Source organism: Streptomyces sp. NPDC056373 (assembly GCF_042262425.1).
Classification (GTDB): Bacteria; Actinomycetota; Actinomycetes; order Streptomycetales; family Streptomycetaceae; genus Streptomyces.
Genome location: NZ_JBHJPX010000017.1, coordinates 85,112 through 104,142, shown reverse-complemented (window position 1 = coordinate 104,142; position 19,031 = coordinate 85,112). Strand labels below are relative to the sequence as shown.

Sequence of the window (19,031 nt, the reverse complement as noted above, 5' to 3'; positions counted from 1 at the left end):
CCGCAGGTCCGGGGGCTTGATCGCGTCGAGTTACTTCTTCTTGCCCTGGTTCTTGACCGCCTCGATCGCCGCTGCCGCCGCCTCGGGGTCGAGGTACGTGCCGCCCGGGTTCAGGGGCTTGAAGTCGGCGTCCAGCTCGTAGGAGAGCGGGATGCCCGTGGGGATGTTGAGGCCCGCGATGTCCGCGTCGGAGATGCCGTCGAGGTGCTTGACCAGCGCGCGGAGCGAGTTGCCGTGGGCCGCGACCAGGACCGTGCGGCCGGTCAGCAGGTCGGGGACGATCGCGTCGAACCAGTACGGCAGCATGCGGACGACGACGTCCTTCAGGCACTCCGTGCGCGGCCGCAGCTCCGGCGGGAGGGTCGCGTAGCGCGGGTCGGAGAACTGGGAGTACTCGGCGTCGACGTCCAGCGCCGGGGGCGGGGTGTCGTAGGACCGGCGCCACAGCATGAACTGCTCCTCGCCGAACTCGGCGAGCGTCTGCGCCTTGTCCTTGCCCTGCAGGGCGCCGTAGTGGCGCTCGTTCAGGCGCCACGAGCGGTGCACCGGGATCCAGTGACGGTCCGCGGCCTCCAGGGCCAGCTGCGCCGTGCGGATCGCGCGCTTCTGGAGGGACGTGTGGACCACGTCGGGGAGAAGGTCGGCGTCCTTCAGGAGCTCGCCACCGCGGACTGCCTCCTTCTCGCCCTTCTCGTTGAGGTTCACGTCCACCCAGCCGGTGAACAGGTTCTTCGCGTTCCACTCGCTCTCGCCGTGGCGGAGGAGGATCAGCTTGTACGGTGCGTCGGCCATGCCTCAGAGCGTAATCCACGCTTTCGCCCGTTCGCGTGGCTGCCCGGCAGGCGGACGTTTGACGGGATCTGTTAATTGAGTGGCCTCCGGCAACCACGTGTTTGTAATGTGCGCTCACTGCCAGCACTACTTACATGCACCATCGGTGCCTGTTGTCTCCGGGGGACCCATGCCGTACGCCCTGCGTGCCAGACGCGCCGTCCGGGAGACGGTCTCCGGTCTCCCCCGCGCGTTCTGGTGGCTGTGGACCAGCACGCTCGTCAACCGCCTCGGTGGCTTCGTCGCCACGTTCATGGCGCTGTACCTGACCCTCGACCGCGGCTACTCCGCCACGTACGCCGGTCTGGTCGCCGCGCTGCACGGGCTCGGCGGGGTGATCTCCTCACTGGGCGGCGGGGTGATGACCGACCGGCTGGGACGGCGGCCCACCCTGCTGATCGCGCAGTCCTCGACCGCCGTGTCCGTCGCGCTGCTGGGCTTCGTACGCGACCCGGTCGCGATCGCCGGTGTCGCCTTCCTCGTCGGCATGGCGAGCAACGCCTCGCGGCCCGCCGTGCAGGCGATGATGGCCGACATCGTCCGGCCCGAGGACCGTATCCGCGCCTTCTCCCTCAACTACTGGGCCATCAACCTCGGTTTCGCCGTCTCCTCCATGGCCGCCGGGTTCATCGCCGAGGTCAGCTACCGCGCCGGATTCCTGATCGAGGCCGGGATGACGCTGGCCTGCGCGATCCTCGTCTTCCTGCGGCTGCCGGAGTCCAAGCCCGCGCAGCGGGTGGTGACGGCGGGCGTCCGGGACGACTCGGTGAGCCTGCGCACCGTCCTGCGCGACGGGCGGTTCATGAGCGTCGTCGGACTGTCCTTCCTCGTCGCGCTGGTCTTCCAGCAGGGGGCCGTGGGACTGCCGGTGGCCATGGGCGAGGCCGGCTTCTCCCCGGCCGAGTACGGCATGGCCATCGCCGTGAACGGTGTGATGATCGTCGTCCTCCAGATCCCGGTCACCCGTTTCATCGAACACCGGGATCCGCGCCGGCTGCTGGTCGTCTCGTCCCTCCTCGCGGGGTACGGCTTCGCACTCACCGCCTTCGCGGGGTCCCTGGGCGTCATCGCGCTCACGGTGTGCGTGTGGACCATGGCGGAGATCGTCAACGCGCCGACGCAGACCAGTCTCGTCGTACGGCTGTCCCCGGTGCACGGCCGAGGGCGCTACCAGGGCATGTACACGATGTCCTGGTCGGTGGCCGCCCTCGTCGCCCCGCTGCTGTCCGGGTTCGTCATCGACCGGTTCGGGGCGGCGTGGCTGTGGGGTCTTTGCGCGGTGGTGGGGACGGTGGCCGGGGTGGGGTACGCCGTGCTGATGCGGCGCGTGCCGGGCGAGGAGAAGGTGACGGAGCCGTCGGTGGGGGTGCGGCCGCAGCCCGAGGTCGGTGCGGGGTGAGCCGGACCTGCCCTCGCTGCACGGTCGGTGCGGGGTGAACCGGACCTGCCCTCGGTGCACGGCCGGTGCGGGGTGAACCGGACCTGCCCTCGCTGCACGGTCGGTGCGGCGTGGGGCGTTGCCTGCCCTCGGTGCACAGCAGGACGTGGCTTTCCGGCCGGGACGGCCGTCTCCCCGCGGCGGTGAGGCGCGCCACGCCGTGACCCTCCGGCCCGTCACATGGGCAGAGGCCCCCGCAGGGACCCGTCACATCGGCAGGGAGTGCAGCCGCACCCGCCCGGGAGGCCAGTGGGCGTCGTCGCGCAGGGGCGTCACCATCGTGCGCAGCGGCATGGTCACCACGCCGGAGCCGGGTTGTTCGACGAGTACGTCCGTGTCGAGCGGGTGCCATCCGAGGCGCCGGTACAGCGGCACGAGGGGAGGCCGGCAGAACAGGAGCGCGTGCCGGGGACCCTGTGTGCGGGCGTGGTCGAGGGCCGCCGTGAGCACGAGCCGGGCCAGGCCACGGCCCCGTACGCCGGGCGCCACGGCCACTCCGCCGACGCCCATCACCTCGGTCTCCTCACTCTCGACAGAGACCGGCAGTCGCAGCAGACCGGCGTGGGCCACGAGCCGGCCGTCGAGCCGGACGCCGAAGTGCTCCTCCTTGGGGAGCCAGGTCAGACCGGCCGCGGCAACACCGAAGGGGTCGTCGCCGCTGCCGAGGATCTCGTCCTGCTCGGTCTTCGTGTAGCGGGTGAGCCGGGTGACGGCCGGTGTCCCGGGGGGCTCGTTCGCCGACTGGTTCGCGTTCGCGGGCTGGTTGGCGTCAACGGGCTGGTTCGCAGGCATACCGGCATGATGATCCAGGGGTGCGCGGCCGGCGCTGGCAGGTCTCCTCCTGGCGATCGACACAGCCCGACCGTCGGTTGGGTCCCGGACGACATCTCCGGGCCGCCCCCGGACAGGCCGGGGATACAAACCATTCCCTACGGAGCTGGAACCCCCGGAAGCCGGCCGCGCACCGATGACCATAACGCCGGGCACTGACAACGGCCCCGGGCGTCGGCACCCCGGCCTCCGGCCACGCCAGGCAGGTCGGGCAGGTCAGTCACACCGGCACACCGGGCACACCGGCCGATGCCCCTGCCGGAACGGCCGTCCACAACACCCTCCGGAACCGGCCGCACTACCCGTCCACGAACCCGAGCTCCGTGTCCGGCCTGCACTGCGGGCAGGCCTTGACCCCCTCGGCGAGGGCCCGCCGGGCATGGTCACGGTCGACGCCCTTGCTGCGCCGGCCCGCGTTCCAGCAGCCGCCGACATGGACGTACACCGCTTCCCGGCCGGACAGGCCGTGCTCGATCAGCCAGTCCGGCACGGGAGGCCGGGCCAGGACACCGCGTCGGTGTTCGGCCCGGCGGCGTTCCTCGTCCGCGATCCATCGGCGAGTGCGTGCCAGGTCGCGCTCCTGCACGCGCTCCAGGAAGCGGAGCAGCGCGAGCCGCGACTCTGGATCGTTCATGCGTTCGATTCTAGGAGCAGGGCTCTCCCTCGGCACCCACCCCACCCCATGTCCGGCGACGGCACCCCATCACGTCCTCCCTCAGGCCGTCACGCGGCGGCTCAGCCAGACGTACGCGGCCATGGCCAACGAGCCGCGTGCCATGAAGTCGGCCCAGACGGGGAGCAGCAGGGCGGGGTCGTCCGTCCTGAGAACCGCCCAGGTCAGCGCCGACGTGAGGGCGACCGTCACGGCCAGGACGCACGCGTACGCGGTACCGGCCCCGCGGTTCCGGCCGAGCCGGGTGCCCAGCAGCCCCGCGGGGATCTGCACCGCCACGTGGTAACCCACACAGCTCAGCGCGATCGTCAGGAAGATCATGAACGGCGGCACGTCCGCCGACGGATCGTGCGCCGGGGCCGCGCCGTAGGCGTCCAGGGCCCAGGCCGGTGGCACCAGGAAGGTGAGGAGCAGCACCGCTCCGCTCAGATGCATGGCGGCAAGGTGTGTCTTCACGGTCCCCCCCACGGCCGTCGGGTACCGCGCCCCACCCCGGCGTCGGCAGTGAGCAGAGGTTACCTCCGGGGTAATCGACGCGCCCCGCGCGCCCCGGCAGGCTGGGTTCCATGACACCTGCCGCCACCGCCGAAGTCACCCGCTCCACCGTCCAGAAGTTCCTCGAACTCCGGCTCGCCGGCGACACCGAGGGCCTGACGGCGCTCTTCGCCGACACCGTCGACTGGATGCTCGCCGAGAACCCCGCCGCGCCGTGGATCCGGCCACGGTCCACCGCCGCGGAATGCGCGGCGCAGGCCGACGAGCTGGCCCGGTACACCGTCCCCGAGGACGCGCGCGCGTCCGTCGACACGTTCCTCGTCGACGGGACGGACGCCGTGCTGATGGGGCATCTCTCCGGGACGGTACGGGCGACCGGCAAGTCCTTCGCGGGGCCCTTCGCGCTGCGGCTCACCGTCGAGGACGGGCGGATCACCCGGCACCACCTGTACGAGAACAGCGTGTCGATCGCCGCGGCCTGCACGCCCTGACACCCACCGCACGGGTGACCTCCCCCCGCCTCGCGGTCCGCACGCCGCCCCGACCCCCACCGCACGGGTGACCTCCCCCCGCCTCGCGGTCCGCACGCCGCCCTGACACCCACCGCACGAGTCACCAGGGCCGTGACGACGTCACCCCCCGCCCTCACCGCTCACGACCCGCACGTACTGCCGCCGGTCCTCGTCCCGCACGACCACCCCCAGGCGCAGCAGTTCCCCGCGCAACTCCCTGGCGTCCTCGGCGCCGCCCTCCTCCGTGCGGGCCTGCGCGCGGGCCCGCAGCATGGCGTCCGCACCCGTGGGCAGGCCGGGAGCGCCGGGCACCCACCGGCGGAACGCGGCGCGGTGCGGGTCCTCCTCCGCCCATGACCAGCCGTGTGCGGTGAGGGCGTCGGCGAGGCGGCGCCAGTTCAGGCCGCAGTCCTCCCGCGCCAGTTCGAGGCCGTCCGGGCGGAGCAGGACGAGCTGCTTGCCGTCGCGGAAGAACACGGAGATCTCCTCGCGGGTGAACTCCCGGGCGCTGTCCCGGATCGTCAGGGTCACGTGCGTGTCGGTGACACGGACGGACAGTGACTCGTGCACCGCCGTGAAGCCGAGCAGCAGGCCCCCGAGCACACCCACCGCGACCGTGCCGAGGGTGAGGGCCGGTTCCGAAACCGAGGTCAGCAGTTCGGCCGGGCCTTCGAGCGGCGCCCAGGGCAGGGCGAGCAGCAGGCGGGCGAGGAGCGGGAGCAGCGCGCCGGCCACGGCACCGCAGGCGACGCAGAAGAGCACGATGGCCCAGGCCGATTCGGCGAGCTCTGTCGCCCTGCCCTCCGGCTGGCGCGGGCTCTTCCGCATGGGCACGTTCCTGGCTTCCTCCATGCGGCCAGTCTCTTCAGCAGCCGTCCGCCCTGTCGTCGGCCGATGGTCTACGCCCTCGCGACTTTGGTCGTCCCCGGCCCCCACGCTTCGCCGGCCCGCCTCCCACCTCCCACATCCCCGCTCTCCCCTCCCCGCTCCCCGCTCCCCGCTCCCCGCTCCCCGCTCACGGATGCATCCGCGCCCCCTTCACCACCTTGTCCACCGCGTTCTTCGGGCCGTGGACCGCGAGCCCGACGAGGTCCAGTTGCGCGGTCGGCACGGCTCGCACGGCGGCGCGGTTGTCGCGGTCGTTGCCCGTGGCGAAGAGGTCGGAGGTGAAGATCGCGCGGGGCAGGGCGCGGGAGAGGGCACGGGTGTGGGCGGTGGTCAGGGTTTCCTTCGTGGCCTCGAAGACCATGACCGGCTGGCGGAACATGGGGAGGTAGGGCACGCCGTCCGCGTCCTCGTACGGGTCGCCGATCACCTCGGGGACCTGCGTTCCGAGGCCGCTGACCAGGAACGATGTCACATTGAGGCGCTGCCAGGGCTCCAGGTCCGCACGCAGCAGTACGGCGATCTTCGTGTCGAAGCGGATCGGTTCGTTGTCCATGCTCCGAGCGTGCCCGCCGGTCCCGGCCGGGGTCTTGTACGTTCTTTGCATGGCCTCCGAGCCCTCCCGGATCGTCTCCGCCTGGCGGCCCGCCGTCGAAGGTGTCGTCGAGGTCTTCCACGCGCGGTTCACCGAGTACGCGTATCCGATGCACGTCCACGACTCCTGGACGCTGCTGATCGTCGACACCGGCGCCGTGCGGTACGACCTCGACCGGCACGAGCACGGCACCCCGCACGACACCGTGACGCTGCTGCCGCCGCACGTGCCGCACAACGGCTCCCCCGTCACCGCCGAGGGCTTCCGCAAGCGGGTGCTGTACCTCGACGGGACGTACCTCGGAGACGAGTTCATCGGGGCCGCCGTCGACCGGCCCGATCTGCGCGATCCGCTGCTGCGGCGGCGGGTGGGCCAGGTGCACGGCGCGCTGGGGCGGCCCGGTGAGGAACTGGAGGCCGAGAGCAGGCTGTTGTTCGTCGGGGAGCGGTTGCGCGGGCATCTGCGGAACGAGTCCGCCGCCACTCGGCCGCCCGATCCGGTGCTCGCCCGGCGGCTGCGCGAGCTGCTCGACGAGCGGATCGTCGAGGGCGTGGTCCTGCGCGAGGCCGCGGGGCTGCTCGGCGCCCATCCCGCGCATCTCGTGCGGGCGTTCAGCACGGCCTACGGCATCGCCCCGCACCAGTACCTGACGTCCCTGCGGGTGGGCCGCGCCCGGCGGCTGCTCCTGGAGGGGCGCACTCCGGGCGAGGTGGCGGTGGCGTCCGGCTTCTACGACCAGTCGCACCTCACCCGGCACTTCCGGAAACTGGTGGGGGTGCCGCCGGGGCGTTACCGGGCCGGTTAGCGCTCGGGGCGCTGGGTGAGGTGGGCGAACGCGTCGAGGTTGCGGGTCGACTCACCGCGCGAGATCCGCCACTCGTACTCCTTGCGGATCGCGGAGGCGAAGCCCAGCTCCAGCAGGGTGTTGAAGGCGCCGTCGGAGGCCTCCAGGACCTGGCCGAGCAGACGGTCGAGTTCGTCGGGGGTGACGGCGGACAGGGAGAGGCGGCCGGTGACGTAGACGTCGCCGTGCTGGTCGACGGCGTAACTCACCCCGTACAGCTTGAGGTTGCGCTCCAGGAGCCAGCGGTGGACGCCCTGTTCGTTCTCGTCGGGGTGGCGGATGACGAAGGCGTTCAGCGACAGGGAGTGGCGGCCGACGAGCAGGGAGAGCGTCGTCTTCAGCTTGCGGGTGCCGGGGAGCTGCGCGACGTAAGTACCGGGCCGGGGGCTCTCCCACTCCAGGTCGGCGTCCTTGAGCACTGCCTCGATGACCTGGGCCGCACGCTGTTCCTGACCGGTTTCACCCATGCAGCGAGCGTACGCGACGGCGGTGTGCCTGCATCGCGGCCGTGTAGACGTCCGCGGTGGCGGCGGCCGCCGTGTCCCAGCCGAAGGACTGGGCGTGGCGGGCGGCCTGGTCGCCCAGCCGGGGCGCCAGCTGCGGGTCGTCGGCGAAGTCGCGTAGCACGCGCGCGTAGTCGGCCGGGTCGTGGCCGCGGACGAGGAAACCGGTGTGCCCGTCGCGCACGGCGATCGGCAGGCCGCCGACCGACGCCGCGAGCACCGGGGTGCCGGCCGCCTGCGCCTCTATGGCGACCAGGCCGAAGGACTCGCTGTAGGAGGGCATGACCAGCACGGAGGCGGCGCGGAACCAGTCCGCCAGCTGCTCCTGGCCGACCGGCGGGCGGAACCGTACGACGTCCGCGATGCCCAGGCGCGCGGCCAGCTTCTGCAGGCCCTCGGGCTTGGCGAGGCCGCTGCCGGAGGGGCCGCCGACGACGGGCACGAGGATGCGTGAGCGTAGTTCGGGGCGTTCGTCGAGGAGGACGGCGACGGCGCGCAGCAGCACGTCGGGGGCCTTCAGGGGCTGGATGCGGCCCGCGAAGAGCGGGATCAGCGCGTCCCTCGGCAGACCGAGGCGGGCCCGGGCGGCGGCGCGGCCGTCGGCGGGCGAGAAGCGGCTGAGGTTCACACCGGGATGGACCACGGCGACCTTGTCGGTCTCGGCCGCGTAGTGCCGTACGAGTTCGTCGGCCTCTTCGGTGGTGTTGGCGATGAGGCGGTCGGCGGCGGAGACGATCTGCGTCTCGCCGATGACGCGGGCGGCCGGTTCGGGGCTGTCGCCGTCGGCCAGATTGGCGTTCTTGACCTTGGCCATGGTGTGCATGGCGTGCACCAGGGGGACACCCCAGCGCTGGGCGGCGAGCCAGCCGACGTGGCCGGAGAGCCAGTAGTGGGAGTGGACCAGGTCGTAGTGGCCGGGGCGGTGGTGCGCCCAGGCCTGCATCACGCCGTGGGTGAAGGCGCACAGCTGGGCGGGGAGGTCCTCCTTGTTGAGGCCCTCGTAGGGGCCGGCGTCGACGTGCCGGACGAGGACGCCGGGGGCCAGTTCGACCGTCGGCGGGAGGGCGGCGGCGGTCGCGCGCGTGAAGATCTCGACCTCCACGCCGTGCGCGGCGAGGCGCTGGGCGAGCTCCACGATGTAGACGTTCATGCCGCCGGCGTCGCCGGTGCCCGGCTGGTGGAGCGGGGAGGTGTGCACGGAGAGCATGGCGACGCGGCGGGGCCTGCGGTGCAGCCGCAGGCGGGCGGGCGACGACGCGGAGCGCCGGCCGAGCCTGCCGATGTACTGGCTCACGTGGCGTTCCTCCTCGCTCCGGGCATGCCTTCGCAGGGCGCACGGTGCCCTCCGACGGGGTGCAACACCGGAGCGAGACACTCCATTTCCCGATTCGGGAGTTTTACCGAATCATTACCGCTCGTCGCTCAACCGTTCGATACGCGGAGACGGTAGGTCCCCCTGCTCCAGTTGCGTGACCAGCAGGTGAACTCCACGGCGGGCAGGCGACGACACACGGCGGGCGCGCCGGCGTACGCGGGCGGCGGCGGCGACCTGATGTGGGGCAACAGCGGCGACGACGAGCTGTACTGCGGCCCCGGCCGGGACACGCTCTCCGGCGGCCCGGGCCGGAACGTCGTCCGCCAGGACTGACAGACCGCGTAGCCGGGGAGGGGCCACCGGGCTCTTCGCGGCGGGGCACGGGGGTGCGGGACGCACAGGCACGGGGCTGCGGGACGTACGAGGGCGGGGCTGCGGGACGTACGAGGGCGGGGCGCAGTCGCCGAGGTACGAGAAAGGCGAGGCGGCAGGCTCACCGGGGGAACTACCCTCACCGACATGACAGGCACACGGCATGCCCCGGAACCGCCCCCGCTCGAGGAGCTCCTGCCCTGCCCGTGCTGCGGCCACCGGACCCTCGGCGAGCTGTGGGCCTATGAGATCTGCCCGGTCTGTTACTGGGAGGAGGACCCCTCCCAGCTCCGCCACCCCACGGCCGGCTTCGGCCCCAACCACGGACTGAGCCTGATCGAGGCGCAGGCCAACTACCGGCGGATCGGCGCGGTCACCGAGGAGATGCGGCGCCGCGTACGGCCGCCACGGGACGACGAGCCGCTGGACCCGGGCTTCCGGCCGGCCGACCCGGACCGGGACCCGTTCGAGCGGGGTCCGGCCCACGACCCGATGCCCGACGACCTCACGGTCCTGTACTACTGGCGTCCCACGTACTGGCGGCGGCACCTCACCCCCTGACCGGTGCCGAACGCCGCTTAACCTCGTAGGCATGACGTCCCGCGCAGCGACCCGCCCCCTCGGCACGGTGACGCGCGGGACGACCAACCCCAACCGGCTGCGCCGCATGGACCGCTGGATCGCGGCCACGCACGGCGCCGAACTGCGCCGCGCCGCCGACCCGGTGGCGGTCGACCTCGGCTACGGCGCCGCCCCCTGGACCGCCGTCGAGCTGCTGCAACGGCTGCGCACGGTCGCGCCACGCGCGCGCGTGGTCGGCGTCGAGATCGACCCGGCGCGGGTCGCGGCGGCGCTGCCCTACGCGCGGGCGGGGCTCGCCTTCCGGCACGGCGGCTTCGAGATCCCGATCCCGCAGCGGCCCCTGCTCGTCCGCGCGGCGAACGTGCTGCGGCAGTACGACGAGGGCGAGGTCGCGGACGTGTGGCGGCGGCTGTGCGCGCGACTCGCACCGGCCGACCCCGCGACCGGGGCGCGCGGCGGGCTGCTGGTCGAGGGGACCTGCGACGAGATCGGGCGCCGGCACGTCTGGGTCGCCCTCGGCCCGGAGGGCCCGCGCACGGTCACCTTCGCGACCCGGCTGGGCTCCCTGGAGCGCCCCTCCGACCTGGCGGAGCGCCTGCCGAAGGCGCTCATCCACCGCAACGTCCCGGGCGAGCCGGTGCACGCCTTCCTGCGCGACTTCGACCGCGCCTGGGCGGCCGCCGCGCCCTACGCCTCCTACGGCGCCCGGCAGCGCTGGATCCGCGCGGTACGGGACCTGACCGCCGACTGGCCGGTGGCGGACGGACCGGCGCGCTGGCGGCAGGGTGAAGTGACGGTGCGCTGGGAGGCCTTGGCCCCGGGCGCCTGATCGCTCCCGCCTTCACAGACCCCGATGGAACGATCTCTGTGAGTCGTTCGTCACACAGGCGGGGAGATCGTCATGCCGGTGCATACCGGCACTGGAGTGGCGGGAAGGACTACCTCTGTCGCTTTCCCAGCCGACATGGCAGCATCCCCAGGCGAACCGCAAGTTACTGATGGTTAATCAGTTTGGGGGCTGAGGTATGGGCACGGGCAAGCGTGGCCTGATGGCGACCACGGTGGCCGTGGTCTGCGCGGTCACGGTGCTGGCGGCACCGGGCACGGCGTTCGCGAACCCCACCCCCTCCCCCACCCCCGGCGCGGGCGCGGCACTCGCACCCGCCAAGGACCTCGAGGCCGTCCGCAAGAAGCTCGACGGGCTCTACCGCGCCGCCGGCCGCGCCACCGACGAGTACAACGCCGCCGACGAGAAGGCGGACAAGCAGTCCGCCGAAGTCGTCGAGCTGGCCAAGAAGATCGTCAAGGGCCAGGAGAAGCTCAGGAAGCTCAAGGACCGCGCGGGCGCCGCGGCCGCCGCCCAGTACCGCGGCGGCGGACTGCCGCCCGAGGCCCATCTGGTGCTGAGCGACGACCCGCAGGACTTCCTCGACGGCGCGGGCCGGGTCCGCGAGGGCCACCACGCGACCAAGGGCCTCCTCGGCGAACTGACCCGCACCCAGGAGGACTTGGAGCAGTACGCCAAGGACGCCTCCGCACAGCTGAAGAAGCTCGAAGCGGGCCGCAAGGCCAAGGCCGCCGCGCAGAAGAAGATCGAGAAGCAGATCGCGCAGGCGGAGAAGCTCGAGTCCGCGTTGCAGAAGGAGGAGCAGGAGCGCCTCGCCGAGCTGGAGAAGGAGGCCGCGAACAGGGCGCAGACCGCCTGGCTCGGCTCCGGCATCCTGGAAGAGATCAACGGCAAGGCCTCCGAGCAGGGCAAGAAGGCCGTGAAGTACGCCACTGCCCAGATCGGCAAGCCGTACCAGTGGGGCGCCGAGGGCCCCAGGACCTACGACTGCTCGGGGCTGACGTCACAGGCGTGGCTGTCCGCCGGACAGGGCATCCCGCGCACCTCGCAGGAGCAGTGGAAGCGGCTGCGGCACATCGACATCCAGGACATGCGCCCCGGCGACCTGATCATCTACTTCGACGACGCCAGCCATGTCGCCATGTACATCGGCGACGGGGCGATCGTGCACGCGCCGCGCCCCGGGCGGACCGTGACGATCGCGGGCGCCGGAACCATGCCCATCCTCGGAGTGGTGCGGCCGGACGCCGGCTGACCGAGGACGCCGGATCGCACGCCGACCGAACGCGGACGCCGGATCGCACGCCGAATGACCGCGGACGGCGGCCGGGGGGCGTGCGCGGGGCTGCGGAGGGCCGCGGAGGGCTGCACACCCAACGGCCGGGCGCCATGCACCGGATATCGGACATCCGCGGTGACCTGGCCCACGTGACCCACCGCACGCCCCGCCACGGGCAAACCGTGCGCTGACGTGACGTTCGTCATCCCCACAGCATCTCCGAGCTGTCCAACTGCGGGGCATATCGCGGCATATGACACAGGCCGGTGGCACAACGGCGTGGCTCACACCATTCCAATGCGGCGCCGACACCCGCTATGGTCCCGCTCGGTGGGTCGAGGTCCCTCGCCCCACCATGCCCTCGGGGGGAGGGAAGGAACCCAAGACGATGCCCGTACCCATACCGCGGCAGAGAGCGATCCCGGCCGCGGAGAGTGGTCAGGCGCAGGCCGCGTCCCCGCGCGGCGGCTCGGCCGAGGAGTCCGTGAAGGACGCCTCGCCCGCCGCCCGCACGCCGGACACCGCCGGGAACACCACGGACAAGGTGGAGAACAACACCGCCCACACCAACCTGACGCTGCTGCTGATCGAGGACGACCCGGCCGGTTCGCCGATCGTGCCGGACATGCTCGACCAGGCAGGCAAGCCGATCCGCGTCCGCACGGCCCGCAACCTGACGGAGGCCGGGCGGCTGCTGACCGACGACGTCCACTGCATCCTGCTGGACCTGGCGCTGCCCGCGCCGGGCCACAGCGACTCCGCGGACGAGCTCGCCGTGCTCAGGCACGTGCTGGAGCTCGCACCCCGGCACGCCGTGCTGGCGCTGACCGCGTCCGGTGACGCCGAGCGCGGCATCGAGGCGGTGCGGGTGGGCGCCCAGGACTACCTCTTCCGCGACGAGCTGGACGGCAGGCTGCTGAGCCGGGCGATCCGCTACGCGGTGGAGCGCAAGCGTTCCGAGTCGGCGGAGCGGCGGCTCGCCGAGGGCCGGCTGCGCGCGCAGGAGAACCGCCGCCTGGAGCGCGGTCTGCTGCCGACACCGCTGCTGGAGGGCTCCTCGCTGCGGTTCGCCGCCCGCTACCGCCCGGGCCGCTCGCGCGCGCTGCTCGGCGGCGACTTCTACGACGTGGTGCGCACACCGGACGGCACGGTGCACGCCATGATCGGCGACGTCTGCGGGCACGGCCCGGACGAGGCCGCGCTCGGCGTGGAGCTGCGGATCGCGTGGCGGGCGCTGACGCTGGCGGGCCTGTGCGGCGACCAGCTGCTGGGCACGCTCCAGCAGGTCCTGGAGCACGAGCGGGCCGACGACGAGATCTTCGCGACCCTGTGCACGGTGGACATCGCGCCGGACGGCCGGCGCGCCGGGCTGTGCCTGGCGGGTCACCCGTCGCCGCTGCTGGCACGCCCGGGCAAGCCGGCCCGCCTGCTGCCGTACGACAACAACGGACCGGCCCTCGGCATGCTCCCCGGTGCCCGCTGGCCGCGGATGCAGGTGGAGCTGGGCGCCGAGTGGAGCCTGATGCTCTACACCGACGGCCTGATCGAGGGCCACACAGGCCGGGGCCGGGAGCGGCTCGGCCAGGACGGCATGACGGAGATGATCCGCCGCCAGTTCGCCGAGGGCCTGCGGGGCGAGCAGCTGCTGCGGGCGGCGGTGAACGAGGTACGCCACCTCAACGGCGGCGAGCTGACGGACGACGTGGCGGTCCTGCTGCTGGACCGGGTGCCGTAGCCCCCGGCCCTGCTGCTCCGGGAGCCCTCAGCGGCCGCCGTTCCACGGGCCGTAGGGGCCGTCGCTGCTGGAGCCGCGCCGGCTGCGGCCGCCACCCGGGAGGGCCCGGATCGCGGGCCGTACGTCGACCATGTACACGATCGTCGCGATGAGGCCGATGATCGGCAGGAACGACAGGATCGGGAAGAGCAGGTTCACCACGAAGGCGATCCCGAGGATGATCAGCCAGAAGGGCTTGGTCTTCTTGTCGGCCGCACGATAGGCGTCCTCCCGGCGCACCGCCGCGTCGAACAACGCGAAGCCGCTGAACACGATCAGGGCCATGCTCAGAAGCCACATCAACCCTGCGAAGCCCTGCAACAGCACAACGTCCACCACCAGACTCGGCTCGTCCTACGCGGTCACCGTACCCGTACAACGGGCCGGGCACCCCCGGGGTGCCCGGCCCGTTGTGGCCGCTCCGCCGTACTACTTCGCGGGCGGGGTGGTCTTCTTGGCGGTGGTGGCCTTGCGCGCCGGGGCCTTCTTGGCGGCGGGGGCCTTCTTCGCCTGGGCGGCGGCGGCCGGCTTCGCCGGCTCCTCCTTGACCTCGACCGGCTGCGGCTTCGGCTTCGGCTCGACGGCCACGGCCAGCTCCTCGACGCCCTCGGCGACGTCCTCGATGCTGTCGGCGGCCTCGCCGCGCCAGGTCCGCACGGTCTGCTCGCCGTGCTCGGCGACCTTCTCGTAGGTCTCACGGGCCTTGACGGCGTACTCGGCGGCCACGCCGACGCCGCGCAGCGCGAAGTCCTGGGCGCTCTCGCCGAACTTCTTCAGGTCCGAGTCGATCGTGCTGCCGAGCTTCTTGATGTCGACGTCGATGGAGCCGATGAACTCCGTGACCTTGGTCTGCAGGGTCTCCTGCGTCTCCTTGACGCGCGCGGAGGCCTCCTTGGCCCGGGCGGACGCCTTCTCCTGGACCGCCTTGGTGTCGGTGTTGCGTACGGCGTCGATCCGCGCGGGAGCCTCGGAGCGCAGCTGCTCCACCAGGGCCGGCACCTTCTTGGCCTGCTGAAGGGCGAGGTCGGCGGTGCCTGCGGCGAAGTAGAGCGGGGTCGGGTTGCTGAGGGTCTTGCGCAGGTCGTCGGTGATGGCCATGGTGATGGTCCTCCCGGATTCTGTGTCGCTTGAGGGTTCGGCTGAGGGTTGTGTGATCCGCGGCGGGCGGCCCATGCCCTGGTCCGGCTCAGCCGGCCGTCTGCTGCGGATCGGTGTCGCTGCCGCCGGTGCTCTTGCGGGTGCGGCGGGTGGCGGTCGTACCGCCGTCGTTCGTACTGTCGCTCCGAGCGGCGCTCTTGCGGCCGCGGCGCTTGGCGGAGGAGCCGCCGTCGGCCGGGCCGGCCGGGGATATCCCGGTGCCGGGAGCGTCCCCGTCGACGCTCACCGCACCGTCGGCGGTGACGACACCGACGACACCGGCACCGCCCGCCCCACCCGAGCCGCCCGCACCGTCCGAGCCGTCGCCGGTCCCGAACCCGTTCTCCTTGCGGAAGGACTCGTAGATCTGCAGCAGCACCTGCTTCTGCCGCTCGTGCAGCGTCGGGTCGGCGAGGATGACGGCCCGCGTCTCCACATCGTCCCGATCACGCTCGGCGTCGAGGATGCCGGCCCGGACGTACAGCGTCTCGGCGGAGATCCGCAGCGCCTTGGCGACCTGCTGCAGCACCTCCGCGCTCGGCTTGCGCAGCCCGCGCTCGATCTGACTGAGATACGGATTGGACACCCCGGCGGCGTCGGCGAGCTGCCGCAACGACAGCTGCGCAGTGCGCCGCTGCTCGCGCAGATAGTCACCGAGATTGCCGACGTTGAGCGATGCCATGCCTCCACAGTGCAGCACTCCGCTAACTATTGCAAGCACCTGCTTGCAAAAGTGCGCCACGGCACTGACAGCCGCCGGCTCCCCGGACGTCCAGCCGACGCTCTGCACGCCGCCCCTCGGAGCGAGCAGGTTCCATGCCGCGTCTCGGAGAAGTGCACGGTGGCCTCCGCCTGCCTCGAGTACGGTGACTCGGCATGATCGAGCCCGAGATCGAGATCAGCGAGGATCTGGTCCGCGACCTGCTTCGGGAGCAGCATCCGGACCTGGCCGAGCTGCCCATCCGCGAAGTCGCGGGCGGCTGGGGCAACCAGATGTGGCGCCTCGGTGACGAGTTGGCCGTCCGGATGCAGCGGATGGACACGAGCCCCGATCTCCAGCTCAAGGAGCGACGGTGGCTGCCGACTCTGGCCTCGCGCCTGCCGTTGCCGATTCCTGTCCCCCTACGGGACGGTGCGCCGTCCGAGCGCTTCCCCAAGATCTGGACCGTCATGACATGGGTCGAGGGGACGCCGCTGGACCATGGCTCGATCACTCGCGGCGATCACGCGGCCGAGGCGCTGTCGGGCTTCCTCAGGGCGCTGCACGTGGAGGCGCCCGCCGACGCGCCGACCGCTTCGGACTTCGGCGCTCATCCCAAGGACTGCACGGACGGCTTCGAGCACTTCTTCCAGGAGGTCGCCCCTGCCGAACTCGCCGACGAGATCCGTGAAGTGTGGGGTGAAGCGGTGGCGGCCCCGGGGTGGGAGGGCCCACCGGTGTGGGTGCACGGCGACCTGCATCCGGCGAACGTCGTCGTCGCGAACGGGACACTGGCGGGTGTCGTCGACTTCGGCGCGCTGGTAGCCGGCGACCCGGCGTGGGACCTCGCGGCCGCCTGGCTGCTCCTCCCCGCGGGGGGCGCTTCACGGTTTTTCGACAGCTACGCGCAGGCGGACGAGGCAGCGGTGCGACGGGCGCGCGGACTGGCCGCGATGAGGAGCCTGTTCCTGATGGCGATGGGCCGGGCCGGGGATCGCGGCCTGCCTGGAGGCAAGCCGAACTGGGGGCCCGCAGGCCGGTCCGCGCTTGATCGTGTCCTGAAGGGCCTTTGACGTCGGTACGGATCGACTGGGATTCCCCCGGCGGCCATGCACTCGCTGACAGGAATCGATGCAGCCCGGCCACTGGGACCGCGGTCCGCCCTGTTGGCCGGTCCCGGTCCATGTACGGTTTCCCGCCGGGGATGCTAGAAACCCGGGACGTTGCGCACATTCCGCTCGCTGACCTCGGGCAGGAAACGCGCCACAGTGACGAAATCTGCGTCGTCGTGCAGGACGATCAGTCCGTGATGCACGGCGGTCGCGCAGATCATCAGGTCGAGCGGCCCGGCCGCGCCGAGGGCGCCCTTCTCGGCGAGAGCGTACTGGGCTGTGTCGACCCAGTCCCACAACCTCTTCGGAAGAGGTACGTCGGGGTACAGATCGGTGAACATGTCCCCCATGGCCTCGTACTCCACGGCGTTGCGCGCCGAGCGCCGGAACTCGGCCCGCTGGGCGACGCACGACCCGATGGCCTGGAGGGTGGTGGTCTCCAGCCATGCGTCCCTCAACTGCTCCTCACGCAGGAGGCGCCACAGCCCCGAGGAGTCGAGCAGGTAGTGGATCACTCGCCACCTTGCTTGTCCTCGACGCGGCGCTGCTGCCAGCCCTCGTAGTCCCACTGCTGGGCGGCGTGGAAGTGCTTGGCTACGAGCGCGGCCCGCTCATGGCGTTCGGCGTACTCACGAAGGGCGGCATTGACCACGTCTTTCTTGGTCCCACCGCCGGCGACACGCATGGCCTTCTCCAGCGCATCGTCATCGAGGTCGATCGTCGTCACGCTCATACTGGACTCCTTTATTCAAGGACAACATCTATTATATATCCGCAGAATGCATGCCTGGCTCGGATCGTCGGCGGTTGTCCTCCTGGCGCGGCACAGCTGTCGCGTCAGCGGAAGGCGTCGCCATGGTCCGACGCCCATTGCCGGAACGACCTGGCCGCGGCCCCGGTGACCCGGGGGACGGTGTCGTGCACCTTCAGCAGGTCGTCAGTGACGTCCCCGCCCATCAGGTCGAGGACCGCGTCCGCGGTTTCCTCCCCCAGGAAGGAAGCCATCTGCCGGTGGGCTTCCTCCCGGCTGATCTCGATGCAGGCCACCTCCCGCCCCAATGCCGCAGCGATGGCCGCGACTTGCTGTCGGACCGTGACGCGCTCCGGCCCGGTCAGCGCATACGTCCGCCCTCGGTGGCCCGGCTCGGTCAGTGCCGCACGGGCCACCGCCGCGATGTCCGCGGGATGGATGGCGGGCAGACCGATGTCCGCGTACGGCGCTCGGACCACGCCCTGATCGCGGATCGACGGTGCCCACCACAGGGTGTTCGAGGCGAACTGCGTCGGCCGCAGGATGGTCCAGGCCATGCCGCTGTCCTTGAGCAAGCCCTCGACGATCTGGTTCTCGCGGGCCCCGGGCAGATGCGGATGGGTCTGCACGGTGATCGACGACACGAGCACCACATGCTCCACGCCTGCCTGCCGGGCAGCCGCCAGGATCTCCGCTTCCGCCCCCATGCCGGACAGCAGGAACAGCGAGCGCGCTCCCTCCAACGCGGCCTTCACAGACTCCGCCTGCGCGAGATCTCCTTCGACGGCTGCTATTCCTTCGGGGAAGGCAGCCCGTCGCACATCCCGAGTCAGACCTCGCACAGGCGCGGCTCCGGCCAGCTGCAACTCCCGCAGGAGCGCACTTCCGATGTTCCCGGTCGCGCCGGTCACGAGGATCATCGTCATCTCTTCCTGTCGCCGGCCGGTGATCACGTGACGGCACGCTAAGACCTCGACTTCACTTGAGGTCAAGGAATCAGCAGGCCGACCGCAACCGCACACCTCCGGCCCGCCGCTCAGGCCATTCAGGCCCGGCGAGCCCTGACGATGCAGAAGGGATGCCCGGCCGGGTCCGTGAGCACCCGCCATCTGGCCGCGTTCGGCTGATGCTCCGGCTTGCCGGCACCCAGCTTCAGCAGTCGCGTCTCCGTCTCGTCCAGATCCACGACCCGGAAACAGCAGTGCAGTTGCTGGGGTACGGCGGGGTCGGGCCAGCTGGGAGGCCGGTGGTCGTCGATCCGCTGGAAGGCGAGGGAGAGGCCGTTCTCGCCCTCCAGCGCCGCGAAGTCGGCGTCCGACTTCGGATGCGGCTCAAGTCCGGTGGCCTGCTGGTAGAACGCCGCCAGGGCGAGCGGATCGGCGCAGTCCAGGGTGATCGCGCTCAGCCTCATCCGGCCGACGCCTCCTGGTGGTTCGCCCGGGCGGGTCGGCTCAGCAGGGGAAGCAGGCACGGGGTGGGGTCCTTCCGGCAGCGGTCGGGGCGGCACCATCAAAGGGCGCCACCATCAAATCGGTGGACGGACCGGGCCGGCCAT

At 71.6% G+C, this 19,031-nt stretch carries 24 protein-coding genes; 9 read left to right on the top strand and 15 right to left on the bottom strand.

Annotated elements, in window-relative coordinates; translation table 11 throughout:
• Positions 1-30: 30 nt before the first annotated feature.
• Positions 31-792: a phosphoglyceromutase gene (locus ACFCXS_RS31625; protein WP_031105925.1), complete on the bottom strand. Its 762-nt coding sequence runs from the start codon at positions 790-792 to the stop codon at positions 31-33.
• A 169-nt stretch (positions 793-961) separates the two neighbouring features.
• On the opposite strand from ACFCXS_RS31625, the gene ACFCXS_RS31620 reads away from it, so the two are divergent.
• Positions 962-2,230 carry an MDR family MFS transporter gene (locus ACFCXS_RS31620; RefSeq protein WP_376646782.1) on the top strand — a complete coding sequence of 423 codons (1,269 nt, stop codon included), beginning with the start codon at positions 962-964 and terminating at the stop codon, positions 2,228-2,230.
• 246 nt (positions 2,231-2,476) lie between these two features.
• Here the strand turns inward: ACFCXS_RS31620 and ACFCXS_RS31615 are convergent, their stop codons facing one another.
• From ACFCXS_RS31615 to ACFCXS_RS31605, 3 genes are all read right to left on the bottom strand, one after another.
• The gene (locus tag ACFCXS_RS31615) at positions 2,477-3,061 is read right to left on the bottom strand and encodes a GNAT family N-acetyltransferase (protein ID WP_376646781.1); all 585 of its coding nucleotides are present in this window, start codon (positions 3,059-3,061) and stop codon (positions 2,477-2,479) included.
• A gap of 337 nt (positions 3,062-3,398) precedes the next feature.
• Positions 3,399-3,734, bottom strand: a complete 336-nt coding sequence (locus tag ACFCXS_RS31610) for a DUF6233 domain-containing protein (RefSeq protein WP_376646780.1) — start codon at positions 3,732-3,734, stop codon at positions 3,399-3,401.
• An 81-nt stretch (positions 3,735-3,815) separates the two neighbouring features.
• Positions 3,816-4,229 (bottom strand): hypothetical protein, encoded by a 414-nt coding sequence (locus ACFCXS_RS31605; RefSeq protein ID WP_376646779.1) that lies wholly within the window; start codon positions 4,227-4,229, stop codon positions 3,816-3,818.
• A gap of 110 nt (positions 4,230-4,339) precedes the next feature.
• On the opposite strand from ACFCXS_RS31605, the gene ACFCXS_RS31600 reads away from it, so the two are divergent.
• Positions 4,340-4,759, top strand: coding sequence for a nuclear transport factor 2 family protein (locus ACFCXS_RS31600; protein ID WP_376646778.1), 420 nt, complete (start codon positions 4,340-4,342; stop codon positions 4,757-4,759).
• Positions 4,760-4,900: 141 nt separating this feature from the next.
• Here ACFCXS_RS31600 and ACFCXS_RS31595 read toward each other — a convergent pair whose 3' ends face one another.
• Together ACFCXS_RS31595 and ACFCXS_RS31590 are read right to left on the bottom strand one after the other, a co-directional pair.
• Positions 4,901-5,632 carry a hypothetical protein gene (locus ACFCXS_RS31595; RefSeq protein ID WP_376646777.1) on the bottom strand — a complete coding sequence of 244 codons (732 nt, stop codon included), beginning with the start codon at positions 5,630-5,632 and terminating at the stop codon, positions 4,901-4,903.
• A gap of 163 nt (positions 5,633-5,795) precedes the next feature.
• The gene (locus ACFCXS_RS31590) at positions 5,796-6,272 is read right to left on the bottom strand and encodes a DUF2000 family protein (protein ID WP_376646776.1); all 477 of its coding nucleotides are present in this window, start codon (positions 6,270-6,272) and stop codon (positions 5,796-5,798) included.
• On the opposite strand from ACFCXS_RS31590, the gene ACFCXS_RS31585 reads away from it, so the two are divergent.
• Positions 6,271-7,065: an AraC family transcriptional regulator gene (locus ACFCXS_RS31585; RefSeq protein WP_376646775.1), complete on the top strand. Its 795-nt coding sequence runs from the start codon at positions 6,271-6,273 to the stop codon at positions 7,063-7,065. The two genes, ACFCXS_RS31590 and ACFCXS_RS31585, sit on opposite strands and share 2 nt — an antisense overlap.
• Here the strand turns inward: ACFCXS_RS31585 and ACFCXS_RS31580 are convergent.
• Both ACFCXS_RS31580 and mshA read right to left on the bottom strand, forming a co-directional pair.
• Positions 7,062-7,571 carry a YbjN domain-containing protein gene (locus ACFCXS_RS31580; RefSeq protein ID WP_376646774.1) on the bottom strand — a complete coding sequence of 170 codons (510 nt, stop codon included), beginning with the start codon at positions 7,569-7,571 and terminating at the stop codon, positions 7,062-7,064. The genes ACFCXS_RS31585 and ACFCXS_RS31580 overlap by 4 nt on opposite strands.
• Positions 7,564-8,901, bottom strand: a complete 1,338-nt coding sequence (mshA, locus tag ACFCXS_RS31575) for a D-inositol-3-phosphate glycosyltransferase (protein WP_376646773.1) — start codon at positions 8,899-8,901, stop codon at positions 7,564-7,566. Before mshA ends, ACFCXS_RS31580 begins: the two co-directional genes overlap by 8 nt.
• Positions 8,902-9,072: 171 nt before the next feature.
• Between mshA and ACFCXS_RS31570 the strand changes: the two genes are divergently transcribed.
• From ACFCXS_RS31570 to ACFCXS_RS31550, 5 genes are all read left to right on the top strand, one after another.
• Positions 9,073-9,255 (top strand): hypothetical protein, encoded by a 183-nt coding sequence (locus ACFCXS_RS31570; protein ID WP_376646772.1) that lies wholly within the window; start codon positions 9,073-9,075, stop codon positions 9,253-9,255.
• 186 nt (positions 9,256-9,441) lie between these two features.
• Positions 9,442-9,855, top strand: coding sequence for a CPCC family cysteine-rich protein (locus ACFCXS_RS31565; RefSeq protein WP_376646771.1), 414 nt, complete (start codon positions 9,442-9,444; stop codon positions 9,853-9,855).
• Positions 9,856-9,886: 31 nt separating this feature from the next.
• Positions 9,887-10,705, top strand: coding sequence for a class I SAM-dependent methyltransferase (locus ACFCXS_RS31560; RefSeq protein ID WP_376646770.1), 819 nt, complete (start codon positions 9,887-9,889; stop codon positions 10,703-10,705).
• A gap of 196 nt (positions 10,706-10,901) precedes the next feature.
• Positions 10,902-11,978 carry an NlpC/P60 family protein gene (locus ACFCXS_RS31555; RefSeq protein WP_376646769.1) on the top strand — a complete coding sequence of 359 codons (1,077 nt, stop codon included), beginning with the start codon at positions 10,902-10,904 and terminating at the stop codon, positions 11,976-11,978.
• A gap of 412 nt (positions 11,979-12,390) precedes the next feature.
• A complete protein-coding gene (locus ACFCXS_RS31550; RefSeq protein WP_376646768.1) occupies positions 12,391-13,737 on the top strand; it encodes a PP2C family protein-serine/threonine phosphatase in 1,347 nt (448 codons plus the stop codon).
• A 27-nt stretch (positions 13,738-13,764) separates the two neighbouring features.
• Here the strand turns inward: ACFCXS_RS31550 and ACFCXS_RS31545 are convergent, their stop codons facing one another.
• From ACFCXS_RS31545 to ACFCXS_RS31535, 3 genes are all read right to left on the bottom strand, one after another.
• Positions 13,765-14,103: a DUF2516 family protein gene (locus ACFCXS_RS31545; RefSeq protein ID WP_376646870.1), complete on the bottom strand. Its 339-nt coding sequence runs from the start codon at positions 14,101-14,103 to the stop codon at positions 13,765-13,767.
• 102 nt (positions 14,104-14,205) lie between these two features.
• Positions 14,206-14,874 carry a hypothetical protein gene (locus ACFCXS_RS31540; protein WP_376646767.1) on the bottom strand — a complete coding sequence of 223 codons (669 nt, stop codon included), beginning with the start codon at positions 14,872-14,874 and terminating at the stop codon, positions 14,206-14,208.
• Between the two features lie 88 nt (positions 14,875-14,962).
• Entirely contained in the window at positions 14,963-15,595 is a 633-nt protein-coding gene (locus tag ACFCXS_RS31535; protein ID WP_376646766.1) for a helix-turn-helix domain-containing protein, read from the bottom strand.
• A 194-nt stretch (positions 15,596-15,789) separates the two neighbouring features.
• Between ACFCXS_RS31535 and ACFCXS_RS31530 the strand changes: the two genes are divergently transcribed.
• Positions 15,790-16,686 carry an aminoglycoside phosphotransferase family protein gene (locus ACFCXS_RS31530; protein WP_376646765.1) on the top strand — a complete coding sequence of 299 codons (897 nt, stop codon included), beginning with the start codon at positions 15,790-15,792 and terminating at the stop codon, positions 16,684-16,686.
• Positions 16,687-16,820: 134 nt separating this feature from the next.
• Here ACFCXS_RS31530 and ACFCXS_RS31525 read toward each other — a convergent pair whose 3' ends face one another.
• The 4 genes from ACFCXS_RS31525 to ACFCXS_RS31510 all read right to left on the bottom strand — a co-directional run bounded on the left by ACFCXS_RS31525 (position 16,821) and on the right by ACFCXS_RS31510 (position 18,887).
• Positions 16,821-17,240 carry a PIN domain-containing protein gene (locus tag ACFCXS_RS31525; protein ID WP_376646764.1) on the bottom strand — a complete coding sequence of 140 codons (420 nt, stop codon included), beginning with the start codon at positions 17,238-17,240 and terminating at the stop codon, positions 16,821-16,823.
• Positions 17,237-17,458, bottom strand: a complete 222-nt coding sequence (locus ACFCXS_RS31520) for a type II toxin-antitoxin system VapB family antitoxin (protein ID WP_376646763.1) — start codon at positions 17,456-17,458, stop codon at positions 17,237-17,239. The genes ACFCXS_RS31525 and ACFCXS_RS31520 overlap by 4 nt, the downstream gene beginning before the upstream one ends.
• Positions 17,459-17,562: 104 nt before the next feature.
• On the bottom strand, positions 17,563-18,396 hold the full coding sequence (locus tag ACFCXS_RS31515; protein ID WP_376646869.1) for an NAD(P)H-binding protein: 834 nt from the start codon (positions 18,394-18,396) through the stop codon (positions 17,563-17,565).
• Between the two features lie 125 nt (positions 18,397-18,521).
• On the bottom strand, positions 18,522-18,887 hold the full coding sequence (locus tag ACFCXS_RS31510) for a VOC family protein (protein WP_376646762.1): 366 nt from the start codon (positions 18,885-18,887) through the stop codon (positions 18,522-18,524).
• Between the last annotated feature and the right edge of the window lie 144 nt (positions 18,888-19,031).